15 protein-coding genes are annotated in these 16,712 nt (G+C 39.2%); 12 read left to right on the top strand and 3 right to left on the bottom strand.

The window, feature by feature from the left end; all coding sequences use genetic code 11:
• Positions 1-10: 10 nt before the first annotated feature.
• Positions 11-1,231 carry an MFS transporter gene (locus J2T13_RS12340; protein WP_429371613.1) on the top strand — a complete coding sequence of 407 codons (1,221 nt, stop codon included), beginning with the start codon at positions 11-13 and terminating at the stop codon, positions 1,229-1,231.
• 107 nt (positions 1,232-1,338) lie between these two features.
• Here J2T13_RS12340 and J2T13_RS12345 read toward each other — a convergent pair whose 3' ends face one another.
• A complete protein-coding gene (locus J2T13_RS12345) occupies positions 1,339-1,545 on the bottom strand; it encodes a hypothetical protein (RefSeq protein WP_429371615.1) in 207 nt (68 codons plus the stop codon).
• Between the two features lie 245 nt (positions 1,546-1,790).
• Here J2T13_RS12345 and J2T13_RS12350 point away from each other — a divergent pair, with 245 nt between their 5' ends.
• The 4 genes from J2T13_RS12350 to J2T13_RS12365 all read left to right on the top strand — a co-directional run bounded on the left by J2T13_RS12350 (position 1,791) and on the right by J2T13_RS12365 (position 5,321).
• A complete protein-coding gene (locus tag J2T13_RS12350; protein WP_429371617.1) occupies positions 1,791-2,348 on the top strand; it encodes an RNA polymerase sigma factor in 558 nt (185 codons plus the stop codon).
• Positions 2,305-3,963: a DUF4179 domain-containing protein gene (locus J2T13_RS12355; protein ID WP_429371619.1), complete on the top strand. Its 1,659-nt coding sequence runs from the start codon at positions 2,305-2,307 to the stop codon at positions 3,961-3,963. Before J2T13_RS12350 ends, J2T13_RS12355 begins: the two co-directional genes overlap by 44 nt.
• Positions 3,964-4,288: 325 nt before the next feature.
• The gene (locus tag J2T13_RS12360) at positions 4,289-5,041 is read left to right on the top strand and encodes a hypothetical protein (protein ID WP_429371620.1); all 753 of its coding nucleotides are present in this window, start codon (positions 4,289-4,291) and stop codon (positions 5,039-5,041) included.
• Positions 5,042-5,102: 61 nt separating this feature from the next.
• Positions 5,103-5,321: a hypothetical protein gene (locus tag J2T13_RS12365; protein WP_429371622.1), complete on the top strand. Its 219-nt coding sequence runs from the start codon at positions 5,103-5,105 to the stop codon at positions 5,319-5,321.
• 177 nt (positions 5,322-5,498) lie between these two features.
• Here J2T13_RS12365 and J2T13_RS12370 read toward each other — a convergent pair whose 3' ends face one another.
• Entirely contained in the window at positions 5,499-6,362 is an 864-nt protein-coding gene (locus J2T13_RS12370; protein WP_429371624.1) for a class I SAM-dependent methyltransferase, read from the bottom strand.
• Between the two features lie 324 nt (positions 6,363-6,686).
• Between J2T13_RS12370 and araA the strand changes: the two genes are divergently transcribed.
• Both araA and J2T13_RS12380 read left to right on the top strand, forming a co-directional pair.
• Complete coding sequence (araA, locus tag J2T13_RS12375) at positions 6,687-8,180, top strand: L-arabinose isomerase (RefSeq protein WP_429371626.1); 1,494 nt, start codon at positions 6,687-6,689, stop codon at positions 8,178-8,180.
• A gap of 639 nt (positions 8,181-8,819) precedes the next feature.
• A complete protein-coding gene (locus J2T13_RS12380) occupies positions 8,820-10,835 on the top strand; it encodes a methyl-accepting chemotaxis protein (RefSeq protein ID WP_429371627.1) in 2,016 nt (671 codons plus the stop codon).
• A 175-nt stretch (positions 10,836-11,010) separates the two neighbouring features.
• Here the strand turns inward: J2T13_RS12380 and J2T13_RS12385 are convergent, their stop codons facing one another.
• Positions 11,011-11,163: a DUF1540 domain-containing protein gene (locus J2T13_RS12385; RefSeq protein WP_082063047.1), complete on the bottom strand. Its 153-nt coding sequence runs from the start codon at positions 11,161-11,163 to the stop codon at positions 11,011-11,013.
• 438 nt (positions 11,164-11,601) lie between these two features.
• Here J2T13_RS12385 and J2T13_RS12390 point away from each other — a divergent pair, with 438 nt between their 5' ends.
• The 5 genes from J2T13_RS12390 (at position 11,602) to J2T13_RS12410 (ending at position 16,710) form a co-directional block, all read left to right on the top strand.
• Positions 11,602-12,735 (top strand): polysaccharide deacetylase family protein, encoded by a 1,134-nt coding sequence (locus J2T13_RS12390; protein WP_429371630.1) that lies wholly within the window; start codon positions 11,602-11,604, stop codon positions 12,733-12,735.
• 298 nt (positions 12,736-13,033) lie between these two features.
• Complete coding sequence (locus J2T13_RS12395) at positions 13,034-14,560, top strand: prenyltransferase (RefSeq protein WP_429371632.1); 1,527 nt, start codon at positions 13,034-13,036, stop codon at positions 14,558-14,560.
• Positions 14,561-14,772: 212 nt separating this feature from the next.
• The gene (locus tag J2T13_RS12400) at positions 14,773-15,204 is read left to right on the top strand and encodes a GntR family transcriptional regulator (RefSeq protein ID WP_429371633.1); all 432 of its coding nucleotides are present in this window, start codon (positions 14,773-14,775) and stop codon (positions 15,202-15,204) included.
• Positions 15,197-15,886: an ATP-binding cassette domain-containing protein gene (locus J2T13_RS12405; RefSeq protein ID WP_429371635.1), complete on the top strand. Its 690-nt coding sequence runs from the start codon at positions 15,197-15,199 to the stop codon at positions 15,884-15,886. Before J2T13_RS12400 ends, J2T13_RS12405 begins: the two co-directional genes overlap by 8 nt.
• Complete coding sequence (locus J2T13_RS12410; protein ID WP_429371637.1) at positions 15,883-16,710, top strand: hypothetical protein; 828 nt, start codon at positions 15,883-15,885, stop codon at positions 16,708-16,710. Before J2T13_RS12405 ends, J2T13_RS12410 begins: the two co-directional genes overlap by 4 nt.
• The last annotated feature ends 2 nt before the right edge of the window (positions 16,711-16,712 follow it).

Raw genomic sequence — 16,712 nt, forward strand, 5'->3', positions numbered from 1 at the left:
GAGTATTACTATGAGCAAGATGGAACTACTACGTCATCCCAAACAACGAAAGCTATTATTCGGAGTGGGTTTAAGCTGGCTTTTCGACGCAATGGATGTGGGTATCATTTCATTTATCGTTGCGGTTCTTAGAGAGGAATGGACCCTATCGGCGGGTCAGGTTGGTTTTCTTACAAGTATAAGCTCCCTAGGTATGGTTCTTGGCGCTGCTATGGCGGGAGTCATGGCAGATCGTTATGGACGTAAGGCTATTTTATTGTGGACCTTATTAATATTTTCTATAGCAAGTGGGTTATCTGCCCTTGCTACAGGTTTCGGTGTTCTATGTTTATTACGATTTATATCGGGTATTGGACTCGGAGGAGAGTTACCCGTAGCATCAACACTCGTATCTGAATCGATGCCTGCCAAAGACCGCGGACGAGCTGTAGTGCTTCTAGAGAGTTTCTGGGCGGTAGGTTGGATCTGTGCTGCACTCATTGCATACTTTATTATTCCTAAATATGGTTGGCAGTCTGCGTTCGTCATTGGAGCTATTCCAGCATTTTACGCGCTTTATCTACGACGTGCGATTGAAGATCCACCACGATTTATGAAACAAAAGGGTATACGGAAAGCTTCTGTTCGTGAGAAAGTTGCACAGGTATGGTCGATTGAGTATCGGCGGTCAACGATTATGTTGTGGATCTTATGGTTCACCGTTGTATTTTCTTATTATGGCATGTTCTTATGGTTGCCTACGGTTATGACTATGAAAGGGTTTAGTTTAGTGAAGAGTTTTGAATATGTCCTAATTATGACCTTAGCCCAATTACCTGGGTATTTCACAGCCGCATATTTCATTGAGAAATATGGACGCAAATTCGTGCTAGTGACATATTTAGTGATGACGGCTCTTAGTGCAGCATGGTTCGGATATTCAACGTCTGTAGGGATGTTGATAACGTCCGGTATTTTCTTATCCTTCTTTAACCTGGGAGCTTGGGGTGGATTGTACGCCTATAGTCCAGAGCTATATCCTACTAAAGTTCGAACAACAGGAGTTGGTTTTGCCACGGCTATGGGGCGTGTAGGAGGAGTTATTGCACCATTGCTAGTAGGTTTGTTAGTTTCTAGAGGCATTGGCATCAATGTTATCTTTATGATGTTCTTCGTAGTCATTCTCATAGGAGCTTCTGCGGTACTCTTCTTGGGTAAAGAGACAAAGGGAATGGAACTAGTAGATGAATAAATGAAAAAATGAATAAAAGCATAAATGAAAACCTGTTCATAAATGAACAGGTTGGTTGTGTATCGTATGTTTGTTCAAGGAGAAGGGAGTTATAATAGCAATATAATTTAGAGGGATTCCTCTTCTTCTGTTTCTTCTTCGTCATCCTCTTCATCTTCAGCCTCATCAGCATCCGCCTCTTCAGCTTCTTCCTCTTCTTCCTCAGCTGCTGCTATTTCATCCCTAGCGTCTGCAATTGGATCATTTAATTCAGACGCTTCTACTTCATCTACTACTTCATCTTCAATCACGATTTCGTTTTCTAAATCTCCCATATTAATCCCTCCGTTTATACACTTAGTTCGCCTAAGTGCAGATCAAATATACCATCTCACTATTGAAAACGTTGTCATAACATGCAGGTAGAAAGTAATAATTTTCTGCTATTTTCTGATGAATTATTACTCATTTCTTTGAAATTTTAGCTGATGGGAGTCAGCTTTTGTTATCTTATAGAATGAACCTTTTTCTGTGCTTATTTGTTTATGATATATATCTAACTTGAAAGGGAGGGAGACATTTGACAGATCATGAATTGTTTCAAAAATACAACAAAGATGTATACAAGACCTGTTATTACATGCTACATAATGCCTCGGATGCAGAAGATGTGTGCCACGATGTATTTATTACTGTATTTAGGCAGGATTGGCGGCGAATCGAATATATCAACACTTGGTTAATAAGAGTCACTGTTAATCAGTGCCTGAATCATTTGAAGAGAAGTCGTAGTTTGAGAATGAAGGAGCAAATGAATCAACGGTTCTCACGTGAATCTTTATGGAAAACTGTTGATTCGGTCATAGAGGAACGTGAAACAGCCGAGGAATGGAGCGGGTTTATGAGCCAACTTCCGTATAAGATTCGGGTAGCGGTATCTCTAAGATATGTGAATGATTTCAGTTTGACTGAGATATCAGAAATATTGCAGATCCCTTTAGGTACAGTTAAATCAAGGCTGCATAAAGGCATGAGAATGATGAGAAAAGTATTAATAGAGAATGGTTATGAAGACTTTAAGGAGGAGAAGGTAGATGGAAAACGTAGAGAAGATACTCTTGCATCACTTAAACGATGATAAAGATCTAAAGTATCCTGACTTCGATGGCATGTGGGGTAGTATACAGAATGACAGATACCATTCTGATGTTGATGCAGTAACTACAACACAACTACGGAGTAGGTATACATTTCGCAAAGCTGTCATTACTACGTCTGTAGTTGTTCTCATTCTAGCAACTCCTGTATATGCCGCGCTACATGTTGAGTGGAACGAAATTCTGTCAAGTAGAAGTGGCATTCAGTCAGCATTGAAGCAAGGTCTAGGTCAAGTTATTGAGAAGTCAGTAACACATGATGGGGTTATATTGACGCTGCACACGGCCATTGTGGATGATAACCGGACGGTTATTTTGTATAGTTTAGATTTGGGGGATCATCCCAATAAGTTATGGAAATTCTCTAATATGACTTTACAAGATGAGCAGGGAGTAGTAATTGAAGGACAATATAGTAGCCAACAATGGGATGAACAGAATAAGCGGTTTACAGGTTATTTCGAAACAGAATGGACGCCTGATCGGGAAGAAGCTAGAGTGCAGTTTATAGCGAGTGATTTACAATTTCTTTCAAGTGTAGAGCGAGATATTCTGTATAATCCACTTGATGATAGCATACAATCGTTTGATATCAAGCAGGATGGAATAGAAAAGGTTAGCGTTGAATCATTCGTGCAAGACAAGAATACATCAGTGATTTCTTCAGCTGTTACGTACAATCAACCTGAAGTGAAGGCTTGGGCATATCCATGGATCGAAGTAAAGAATGGCGATCAAACAATATATGATCTAGGGGATGGAGTGTACGGTACTCCTGGGGAACAAGATGAGTATGTGAGCCAGCAATTTTATCGTCAGAGTGATTTGAAGAAGGAAGCTTTAACATATCAATTGAATTACACCCGCGAGGAACAACGATTAATCAAACAATGGGATTTCGATCTAGTGCTGGATAAAACTCAAATGTTAACAGGTACTTTCAAACGAAATATCAATATACCACTGAATTATGGCTCAGACGGTGCGGCGCTAAAGGAAATGGTGGTTACTCCGACACAAGTCAGAATCAAGATGAGTCATAATGGTAAATACTTACGTCTTCCCTATTCGCAATATTTTCTGGATGTAAATGGTACACGGCTTGACGGAGACGCCTGGCACGATAACGATCATGTGGATAATGAAACGTCGTTCCGTTTCGAATTGCCTTCTCAGGTGAGGATTACGGAGGATACTACTGTAACATGGGTACAGAAACATAAAGTTCTTTCACATGATGGTGGAACAGATCCAATTCTACTGAAAAATATTGGAGATTACAGGAAATCCACAGTGACTAAAGTGGACGGATACGCGGTGAATTGGACGTATTACACAAAGGACGGTAATCTTTACGTGGAAAGTGAAAGTCCAGATCGGAAATTTGGAGGCATCAATCAGACCTATAGAATAGTAGATGGAAAGAGGAATTATGGTAAGCCAGTGACTGTTAATTTCGCTGGTGATGGTAAGAACAAATCCATTGATGTATATAAGGACTTTAAGGGAAGCGATGCTGAGGTGTACATCTGGATGTATAATATTGAAGATCCAGATAAGGTAGAGAGGATAGAAATTTTACCTGAATTGAAATAAATTCAACTTATCATTTACTCATAGTATGGACATTCATTCTTAACTAGTTATGCTGAGTAGAGCTTAACAAGAGGGAGAATGAATAGTCCATTTTTCAAAATATAAGAAAGGTTAAGTTTCACTTGAATCAATTTCATAATCGCAGATGCATCTAAATCGATTTGAGTAATTATGAAATTGATTCTTGACACTCTATTCCTTATATTTCCGCTGAAAAGTGCCGTCTTTGAAAAAAGAAGGCTTGCCGTTTTTACTTGTTAGGTGTAACTTTTCAGTCATAGAAACGTTATATAAGAAAGGGTTGGGAAAAGGGGGATTTTTTCTTATGTTTAAGAATAATAGAAACCGTACCGCTCGTGAACCCATGTATGTTAATCCAGAAGCTCCTAAGCCACCATTGGTTTATAGTAGACGTTCGTTGATCATTTCAGTCGTTCTTTTTCTACTTATCATGACACTTAGCTTTCGATTTCCAGATTCTTCATCGATCATTGAACGTATCTTTACAGCAATAGGTCTGCCGGTAACTTCCCAAAGTTACGGTAATGGATTTCAGTATGCGAACATATTCATTCTTGCACTATTCATCATTTTATTGTTTACTGCTAATCATGCACTTGAGCGTGGGCGGACCATAATCGTTGTCATTTTGTTAACCCTCTTAGCGACGGTACCTAACTGGCTTACAACGAGCTATGAACGTTACTTGGCTTCTGGTATCTATGCGGTAGATGTGGATCTGAATGAGTCTAGATGTTTTTACACACTGGAACAAGGGGAGTTTAAGGCTCACTGTCAATTAAGGCTTATTAACAAAAATAACTCAACCGTTAAAGTTCAACCTTTGCTCGAGATTCCTAGGGTTCATATAGCATCCGGTGAAGCTTTACCCGACATTAAATTGCAGCCAATCCTATTGGAACCAAAAGAAACAAGGTTATTTAGAACGGAAACGGGTCATGTATTCATTGAGAATTACATCGATCAAGGAATTAACGAAGGTTGGCTTGACGTTAAGCTGAGCAATGGTCATTATGATCGGAGATGGGAACTGAAAAGGTATTCGAATAGTAACTAATACTACTCTTCTTCAGGCATGACGATAGTTTAAGAAGTAGGAGTTATATAGGATTTCTAACATGATCGAACAGAAGGGTGATACCGTGCAAACGTTAAACGACGTCATTTTTGACATGGATCTGTATGATGAGTTTGGTTGGGAGTTGGAGAATGTGAAGACAATGAAATTGAATGGTTTAGAGATTTCACGTAAATTCCTTAATTTTGTTCTGCAAAAGGGTGATCATGTGGCGATCGAAACTGTCAATGGAAAAGTCTACACAGAGGAAGTACGTTAAGTAAATAATGATAAATTCGCTTGCCAGAACACTGAATTGCAGCCAATGTTCCTAGTGACAATAGATACTATCTAGTGAATGTTCGATGAGCAAAAAAGCACCCCCTAGAATAGTTATTGGCTCCCACCAGGGGAAGCTAATTATATTCTAAGGGGTGCTTTTTCATGACGCGAAGACTTAAGCCTCCCAGCGACCTAAAATACCACAAGGTAGTGTCAGTCCTGAAGAAGTAATAGGTAAACCAATCTCACCGGATGATATGTTTCCACCATATTTCTGAGATAGGGTCATCGTTAGCATATTGCTCAGTACCGTTGGTGAAATACCTGTTGTATACGAATTAATGAGCATAAAGAGCGGCTTGTCTGACATAAGCTCCATACAGCTCTCCAAGAAAGGATACAAGCTGGATTCTAGCTTCCACATTTCTCCGCTAGGTCCACGACCATAGGAAGGAGGGTCCATAATAATGGCATCGTATTTATTGCCACGACGTTGTTCGCGTTGCACAAATTTAAATACATCATCTGTGATGAAGCGCACAGGACGGTCAGCAAGACCGGAAAGCTGTAAATTCTCTTTGGCCCACTGCACCGTAGCTTTGGATGCATCGACATGCACCACTTCTGCACCTGCATATGCTGCTGCAACGGTAGCTCCGCCAGTGTAAGCGAACAGGTTCAGCACTTTGATAGGACGGTCAGCACCCACGATTTTATCCATCATCCAGCGCCAATTCATAGCTTGTTCTGGAAATAGTCCAGTATGTTTGAAATTTGTTGGTTTTATATGGAATTTCAACTTATCATAAGAGATACTCCAACGTTCAGGAATAGGCTTCTTCATATCCCATTGACCGCCACCCACAGCGTTACGCTTATAATGGCCATGAGCTTTGCGCCATGCGTCAGTTTCATTTTTTAAAGGCCAAATAATGAGTTGATCAGGTCTCCGCAAGATGACATCGCCCCAACGTTCAAGCTTGTCTCCATCACCAGTGTCCAATAATTCATAATCTTTCCAATCGTGTGCTACATACATCTTTAATCCATCCTTCATTTCAGTCTAAAAGTCATTTAGCTTATATTGTACAACATTTGCCCAACACAATACATCTTATGGGTTAAAAGCTTTTAATTATTTACTTGAATTCTTCACGAGTTACGGGTAAAATGGGGATGTAATGAGTTGTACGTACAAGATGAATATTGATTAAGTGTTGAAGGTATTTTCAATCATTTGTTTACCTTTAATTAGGTAATATTAACACTTGTCGTTGTACGTACATTATATAATGTTAACTTGTCATAAAGAAGTACAGCTTGCATGAAATTTCTATTGAAGCTATTAGAGGAGGATTTATTCATGTTAAAAGTGAAACCGTTTCAATTCTGGTTTGTAACCGGGAGTCAACATTTATATGGTCCAGAAACACTTGAACAAGTGGAAGAGCATTCCCGTAAAATAGTTGAAGGTCTTAACCGTCATGACAATGTGACATTTGAAATTGTCAATAAACCTGTGCTTACGAACCCAGATTCTATCCGCAGATTGTGTATCGATGCGAATAGTGATGAGAAATGTGCAGGGATTATTACATGGATGCACACATTTTCTCCATCAAAGATGTGGATTGCAGGTCTTTTGCAATTGAAGAAGCCACTTCTGCACTTACACACACAATTTAACCGTGATATTCCTTGGGATGCGATCGATATGGACTTCATGAACTTGAATCAATCTGCACATGGAGATCGTGAATTTGGCTTTATCGGCGCTCGTATGGGAATTCCTCGTAAAGTAGTCGTTGGTTATTGGGATGATTCAGCAGTTGTTGAACGTATAGGTAGCTGGATGGCAACCGCTTCAGCATATAATGAAAGTCAACACTTGAAACTGGCTCGTTTCGGAGACAACATGCGTAATGTAGCCGTTACAGACGGTGATAAAGTTGAAGCACAGATTAAGTTAGGTTGGGATGTTAGAGCTTACGGCATCGGAGATCTAGTAGATGTGATTAGTGGTGTTTCCGAAGGTGCTGTTAATGCACTTTTTGAAGAATATACACAGAAATATGTACTATCAGAGCAAGCGAAAGCTGCGGGTCCAGTAAAAGAAGCTATTCTTGAGCAAGCTCGTATTGAGCTTGGGATGAAGGCATTCCTTGAACAAGGGGAATTCTCAGCATTTACTACGAATTTCGAAGATCTGCACGGGATGAAACAATTACCAGGACTCGCTGTTCAACGTTTAATGGAACAAGGGTACGGATTTGGTGGAGAAGGGGATTGGAAGACATCTGCCTTACTTCGTCTCATGAAGATCATTGCTCGTAATGAAGGAACTTCCTTTATGGAAGATTACACATACCACTTTGAACCAGGCAACGAAATGATTCTAGGATCTCATATGTTGGAAGTATGTCCAACGATTGCAGCGGATAAGCCACGTATTGAGGTTCATCCATTATCCATCGGAGACCGTCAAGATCCAGCTCGTATGATTTTTGATAGTCGTAGTGGTCCGGCTCTAGTTGCTTCTCTTGTAGATATGGGGAATCGCTTCCGTCTTATCATTAACGTGGTAGATGCAGTTAATGCACAACAAGATATGCCGAAACTTCCTGTTGCTCGCGTGATGTGGAAACCTGAACCATCACTTCCTGTATCTGCAGAATCATGGATTCTTGCAGGGGGAGCACATCATACCGTATTCTCTTATAAAGTAACAACGGAACAGCTTGTAGATTGGGCTGAGATGGTTGGGATTGAATGTGTCATCATTGATAAGAATACGACTCCACAGCTATTTAAGAACGAGTTGCGTTGGAACGATATGTACTGGAAGTTGAATTCTTAAAATAAGTTATTAGTCTTTACCGGCAACGTGTAAATAGAACCCTTACCACCACAACGAGAGTGGAAGTGAGGGTTCTATTCTTGTTGTACCTAAATGGCAAATAAGATACTGACATAATCATGTAGAGTGGAGAATATAGTTGTAATGGGGAACGTCCGTGATGCATGGAGAGGGAAACCGTCCGATAGAGCCATCCTTATGTCAATGGAGGCGGACGGATATGACAGTAGAACAGCTCATTTCACTGCTTGTACTAATTATTATGATTATTGAGTTAGCCGTAAGAAAAGGAAAATCCTAAGATTTAAGCTTTAGAATAATGTAGATAGCAGACTTATCTAATGCACCAATTTCATTTCAATACACTATGTTCTAGAATAGGTATTGAAGTGTTTTTGGTGTTTTTAGTTGCTAAATTTGATTAGTTAGATCAATATGAAAAGTAGTAGAACATATGCATATAAGATAGATTAATAAAATAGTTCTTTAGTTACATAAAATTCTAAATAAATTAAGTCTTTATGCCGATATTATATTCATATAAACAGTTCCTAGGTATGATACTTACAATTGTGTTTCAAAGTGCTGATCTATATAGGGTAACTTTTATTTTTGAATATTGAGAGGGGAAATCACTAGATGAAAATGAAGAATCTATTTAAGTTAAAGATTACACAAAAGCTATTCTCTGTATTTCTATTGCTTGTTTTGATGTCTAGTGTTGTAGGAGGTTATTTTTCATATCAGAAATCTGTAAGCGCTCTGGAAAGGCAATTATTAGATTCTTCAAACAGTCAAGTTGATAACATTAACACGCTTATTGATAGAGTTGTATTACCTGTGATGAAAGACACGGAAGTGTTGGCTAATTCTTTATCAACGAAGACTGCCCTAGACATGAACCCCATTGTGGAGATGAATATTTCTTCTAATCCTGAAGTACAATCCAGATTAAAAGAATTTAAATCAGCACATATGGATGATACAGAGACTATCGGGTTCGCTACTAGTAGTGGTCTTTATGCAATTGAACCTCAGTCGAAAATGGCGAATGGTTTTAACGTACGGACTAAGCTCTGGTTTTCTAAAGCGATGGGTAATAAAGGGAAAGTCATTATATCTGATCCTTATGTTTCAGAGTCGTCAGGAAACGTAGTGATTACTCTAGCCAAAGCTATAAAAAGTAATAACAGTGTAGCGGCTATCGATTTTTCACTCAAGGAATATTTAACGGATACGATTATTGCACAAAAAATAGGATCTCACGGTTACGCTTTTGTATTGGATGAAACACAAAGGATCCTTTCTCATCCAACGCTCGATGCTGGAACGGACTTAGGGAAGGATTCAGGATATAGTTCTATACATACAACTAAATCTGGCATATTAAAGACAACGGTAAATGGAAAAGAAGCTAAACTGATCTATACGACTAATGAATTAACAGGTTGGAAAATTGCGGGTGTACTGTACGATAGTGAATTGGATGAACTAAAGGGTCCGATCATTATGAACACTATGATGACGATTGGAGGTTCTTTATTACTCCTAGTTATCATTCTTTATTTCGTAAATAGATTCTTTATTAAACCTATTAAACAGATAACACATGTAGCTATGAAGATGGCAACGGGAGATCTCTCCGAGGAGATAATCCCTTTAAATTCAAAAGACGAAATAGGTGACTTATCTAGAGCTTTCCAAGTCATGACAGTTCAGTTCAGGCAGCTCATTAGTAATTTAACGAATAGCACTTTGGGACTCTATCAAGCCGCTGACGTGCTAAATGAAGAGATTACTTCTACAGCGGGTGCTGCTACTCGTATCTACGATGTGAATAAGCAAGTAACGGATGGTTCGATTCTTCAAGCGGAAGGCACTAGAGAGATTTCACGTGCTGTACAAGAGAGTGCCATCGGCATAAATAACATCGCTAGCAATGCGTCTGAGATTAGTGATATATCTGACTTAACATTTAGAACTGCCGATGAAGGAAGTTCTAGTGTTGTGCAAACGTTGTACCAAATGAATACCATTGATCTAGCACTTACTAATTCCTCTGATGCCGTTCAGTCTTTAATGGAAAAGGTGAAAGAAATTGGAGAGATAGCGATTATTATTAATAGTATTGCTACCGAGACTAACTTACTCTCCTTAAATGCGAGTATTGAGGCGGCTAGGGCAGGTGAAACAGGTAAAGGATTCGCGGTCGTTGCTAATGAGGTTAAGAAGCTATCAGCACAGTCTGCTGGGGCAGCCAAAAAAATCAGTGGATTGACTGCTGACATTAACGATAAAACCAATAAATCAATAGATGCCCTTATAGAAGTGAAAAAAGAAGTGAGTAATGGGATCACAATGAGTACAACTGTTAACACATTATTCGCAGGCATTATGGATAATATGTCGCAACTTAATCGTGAGATCCAGAACTTAAGTGCAACATCAGAAGAGATAGCCGCAAGTTCACAGGAGATTAGTTCCTCGGCTGAGGAATTGTCAGGTATTTCGAATTCCAACTCTGTGAGTTCACAGAATTCTCTTCAAGAGACACAGACGCAAAAAACTTCGATCACGCGAATCAACGAACAAGTGAGTATCGTATTGGAGACAGCTGAACAGGTTAAGCAAGATGTTCAGAAATTCAAAATCTAGTTCAGTTATTATTTACACAAGAATCCTTATTTCAATAAGGGTTCTTGTGTGATATGAACAGGGATATTCTCATAAAAACAGTAGAAAAACAAAATACACTTGATAAAGATTATCATTCTTGGTAGAATACAAAAAGAAGAAGAAACCCGTTGAGGTTTCTCCTGTCATACAGCCATTATTTTGTTTCGAAAGTTTTACAGTCAGTTTCAGCAGAAGTATGAGCTTCCTTTACATTGTTACTAACAATATAAATGGATGTTGCACTGCATCTGTTTTCATTAGCCCAGTGACGGCAGGAGTTTACTTCGCATAGTACGTCTTTTGCCATTATATTTCACCTCCCTTTGAGAGTGTGACACAAATATGCATCTGCTATTACAAGTTGGAGCTTGTACCTTGCAGATCCCGCCCTCTTATTTCATAAGGGGGTATTTGTATTTTGTTCAAATGAACATTTTAAGTTTAACTTAATTGTCTTTTTTTTGCAATTTTTTTGGCGCCACTGTTTTTAAGTTACTGAGGAAGGAATGACTATGGAATCATTTGATGTAATTATATAGGTGATTGTTCGAAAAGGTATTCTATGGTTTCCATATTAAGTGAAATGATTGTTACTTATCGGTTACGTTTTTGTTCTCCGTCTATGAAAAGGATCTAGTATGATTATTTGTATGTCTAAGGGTTACATTCTATCTAAATTTATATAGAGAAGGAGGATCGGGATTCATTAATAGAAAAAATACACAATTCAAGGAGTCTTACGTCAATGTTATCATACAAAAAAATGTCGTTTCTTGTTCTATTTATATGTTGTTTATTCATCTCGAACACTGCCCAGGCAACTGGAAATCATCAATATAAGTTAGGGATCAACGACGAACTGTCAAAAGTCACTGTATATTTAGATAAAGGGTTATCCTATGTTTCTGTTCGTGATTTTGCGAACTCTATGAATCTAACTATGGGAGGTTCGGCAGAACGAATCGTTCTGAGTCATGGAAAAACCTCTTTAACATTATTGAAATCAAAAAATATAGCATTGACATCTGGTGGACGTGAATATTCAACACAGTTCATTGAGAGACAAGATAAGATGCTGATTCTATTAAGGTTCATTTCAGAGCGTTTCTCCTATACGTTATCTTATCAACCAGAGAATTTCATGTTCAGAGTTACGGATAAATCTGCTAAATTAAGTAATAAACAATTCATAGAGTTGTATAAAGATAAGTTGAAACAAGCAGAGTCTACGAAAGTAGTGAAGGACAGTGATATTAAAGGGAATAAGAAGGTCATTTATCTAACTTTTGATGATGGACCTACAGCATCTACTTCTGAATTACTTAATATATTGTCCAAATATGACGCGAAAGCCACTTTTTTCATGTTGGGTCCTAACATAACGAATTACCCCCAAGTTTTAAAACGTATGGTTAAGGAAGGTCAGGGCCTTGGGTTACATAGCATGACTCATGTTAAGAATAAATTTTACAAATCACCAACCAATGCTTTACAAGAAATGAATCAGACCAATGCTAGTCTATTTAAAGTAACAGGACTTAAAACAAGTCTGATTAGAACTCCCTATGGAAGTAAACCCTATTTTGAAAAAAGGTATAGAGATGTTGTATTAGCTCAGGGCTACCATTTGTGGGATTGGAATGTTGATTCTGAAGACTGGAGATATAAAGATGACAGTCAGAAAATTTACAATAGTGTTATAAAACAGGTGAATCAAGTTCACTTAAAGAAGGTAACACCAATTATTCTAATGCATGATCAAAAGGCAACGCTCAAAGTACTTCCGCAATTATTACAGAAACTTAAGAAGGACGGATATGAGTTTAAAGCGATTACGAAAGGTATGACACCCGTGAATTTTTGGGGGGATAAGCGATAGAGCGTGTATAGGATGCACAATTCTATAAGAATTCATTCTTCTGAGGTGTTTGCTTTTTTTCTGGAAAATAGACTGAGGTACAAGATGAATTGGCAGGCTAAGGTAATCAACCTTGGTGTGCCAATTTTTTTATCTATTCTTTCAACTTTAATCTATTTATATTTTCGAGACTATGGGTATGTAGACTAGCTCTTTTGTAGTAATATAGATAGATATGAAAATAGGTATATGTCTATAGATATCTGATATCATGTGCATTATTTAACTATAAAAGATAAGGTATGGAGGGGTATGTATTATGGCACAGCGCAGTCAACAAGAGGTGTTCGAGTATCTAGAGAGAGCTGAGGTCGCAGCAGTGGGAACTTCGAATATGGGGTTGCCTCGACAAAGAATGATGCATTTTGCAGTGGATGAAGAATTCAATTTTTATTTAACTAGTACGAAAGGTGACCCGAAGGTGATCCAATGGATTAACATACCGGAAACGGCAATATTAATCCATCAGGGGCCTACATTCATAGAAATGGAAGAATGTGAGGTCATTGGAAGAGCAGAGTTATTGAAGGATGAGAAGGACCGAAATAAGGCGATTGAACTACTCGTGAATCGTTCACCCATCGTGGGTCAATTTCATAGTATTGGTGCGCTCGATCGATTGGAGTTTATTCGTGTTAAGCCATTCACCGTCAAGTATCGCTTTGTGCCGGAGATTCTTCAAGGTGAACCTCCAACGGTGTTCGAATTCGAACATAATCGGGAGAATGTGAATGTCTGGGATGACGTTAAAGGTAAGGCGCGAGCATGGAAAGAAGCGGTTCGTCCGTTGTCGCTAACAGCGTCATTAGTTCCGATTCTATTGGGTGCAGCGCTAGCTTTGTCGCAGACGGATCAGATCAACCTGTTTACCTTTTTACTTACTCTGTTCGGAGCGATTATGATTCAGGCAGGGACAAATATGATCAATGACTGGAAAGATGCAGAACGTGACAACGAGAATCTTTCAGGAATCCGGCCATTCACCGGTGGTTCAAGGATGATTCAGTTGGGTCTAATCTCCAGGGCTGATATGGGCTTCTTTGGGATAACGCTATCAATCACTGCTGTTTTAATCGGGATATATTTAGTGTTCGCTAGTGGACTGGGTCTGATCCCACTCATCTTATATGGACTGATTGCAGGTGTCTTTTATACGAGTGGAAAAGGGAAACTATCTTTCATTAATATGGCAACGGGTGTAGCTGAATTCCTTGTCGCTACGACCTATGGTGTATTTATGACGATGGGTGCTTACTATGTGCAGACTGGACATTATTCGGTTCAAGCATTCCTGATTTCGTTTCCTGTCGCCTTGTTCATTAATAATGTTCTGATCATTAACCAGTTCCAAGATTCGGAATCAGATGCTAACTCTGACAAAAAAACATTGGTCGTTCGACTTGGTAAAAAGAAGGCGAAGAATGTGCTAATCGGTAGTTTTATCCTAGGTTATGTAATCATCGTTTTGTTACCGATCTTTGATTATGGATCCTTTTCTTTATATTTTTCTCTCCTATCCATTCCGTTTGCAGTACAAGCGATCCGTTATGCGCAGCAGAACTATGATAAAAAAGCTGTGGATCTTATCCCAAGCAACGCGCATACAGCGATAAATCACTTGTTCAATGGTTTGCTACTCGTTTTTGCTTTTCTGTTAGATAGTCTTATGATTGTTCTACCTATTCTGTTTTTAGTAGCTTCTCTAATACTCGTCTTCTGGGTATGGAATTACATAGAACGGCATAGAAAAGTCATGAATGACTTCAGATTAGCGTTTAAAAAGTAATTCTAGGTTCTATCATATTAAAAGTGCCAGAGTTCTTGATCTATCAAGACTCTGGCACTTTTTTTGTGTGAAAAAAGACAATGGACGGCTGAATAAGTAACTTAAAATGACGAATGAAATGATATTGACAAATAACTGTATTATGGACATAATACAGTTAAAGTGTATGAACTACTTAGTACACACACTGGAGAAGAATGAGAGGTAGCAGGATGAAAATGAATGAAGGCTGGACGGAAGTTGCTTTCAATGGCCGGGATCCGGTGTATTTGCAGGTCGTCCGTCATTTCAAAGAACAACTTGCAACAGGTCGGCTGGAGGCTGGGCAGATCATTCCTTCGCGGAGGGAATTGGGAGCAATGCTGAAGATAAATCCTAACACGGCACAGAAAGCTTATAAGGAAATGGAGGAACAGCAGTTGATTATAACAGAGGGGAATTCACCAAGTCGAATCACACTTGATGATACTGTGCTGCGTACGATCCGTGCCGAATTAATTAGCGAAGCTGTGGATGCTTTTGTGGGTTCGGTTCGTAAAATTGATGTCCCTGTAGAAGAATTATTGGATATCGTAAAACGCAAGTATCTTGAAAGAAACAGGATAGAGACTCAAGAACAGGGAGGGGGAGACTCGCATGATTGAGGTTGTAAACATTCATAAGCGATTTCGTGGTCGACCTGTGCTACAAGGCGCCTCCTTCACGGCTGAGAAGGGACAAATCACATGTCTTATCGGTACAAACGGAGCGGGGAAGTCAACCATTCTTAAGGCGATTATGGGCTTAACACCTCTTAAAGAGGGCACAATCCGGATTGACGGTCAGTCCATGTGCAAGAGCATGTACGAAAAGGTAGCGTTTATCCCGGACCACCTAACGATGCCATCGGGTATGAAGCTGTCTGAAGCGCTCCAGTTCATGGAGGATTTCTATCAGAACTGGAATAAGAATAGAGCCGAGGAGCTTATGAAATTTTTTAACTTGGATAGAAAAGAAAGAATTGGCAACTTGTCTAAGGGTACAGCCGCCAAACTCAATTTGACGATTGGCCTTGCACAGGATACACCATACGTGCTGATGGATGAACCGTTCTCCGGCATTGATATGTTCAGCCGAGGCTTGATTGCAGACGTATTCTCTAGCCAATTGATTGAAGATCGTGGCGTACTCCTGACCACTCACGAGATCGGAGAGATGGAGCATTTGATGGATAGAGCTGTACTGTTGCAGAATGGAGTCGTATGTCGAGATTTCGATTGTGAACAAATGCGCAGCGAAGAAGGTAAATCCATTGTTGACGTCATGAGGGAGGTGTATCAAGCGTGAGTAGTTATTTAAAGCTAGTACATATGGAGGTAAATCGCTTCAAATTCATACTGCTAGGACTAATGAGTCTAACCATACTATGTCAGTTGGGAGCTATGATCTTCTGGACAGCGAATCAACTATCCCTAAGAAAAACAGGAGTTTGGCAGAATGGCAGTTCAGTGATGTTTAGTAACCTTACGTTTGCGGATATGATCTCTAGCACACAATTGTGGTTTATCGTTCCGATACTGCTCAGTATTGGGGTCCTTGCTATCTATGTATTTCTTATTTGGTACCGAGATTGGTTAGGTCAGAACACCTTTATATATCGGTTACTGATGTTGCCAACGGCTAGGCGGCACATTTATTTAGCCAAAGGTACAGCTATTCTTATATTCGTATTCGGGCTTGTTTCTTTTCAGCTGGCATTATTGCCCGTTGGAAATTTCGTTTTCAATCTTATCGTGTCGTCCGATCTGAGAGAGCCTTCCCATTTCTCAGAGATTATTGCTGCCAATCAAGCTTTGGCGTTCCTTATCCCTAAGAACTTCGATCAGTTTCTAGTTTCTTATGGATTAGGTATTATAGCCGTTCTGGTTATTTTTACAGCAATACTGATAGAAAGAAGCTATCGCCGCGTAGGCATTCTATATGCCATCTTGTATCTAGTAATATGTTTACTAGCTATTCTATTTCCTTTGATCGGTTTGGGGCTAAATGATATGAATGGCTATCTGTATCCCAATGAAATATTTACAATTGAGCTAGTCATGTGTGTAGGGGTTGTTGTGATGTCAGTGTGGCTTGGTTTTCGACTTCTGTCTAAAAAGATAACCGTGTAAGG

It is taken from the genome of Paenibacillus sp. DS2015, assembly GCF_050433705.1.
Classification (GTDB): domain Bacteria; phylum Bacillota; class Bacilli; order Paenibacillales; family Paenibacillaceae; genus Paenibacillus_AQ.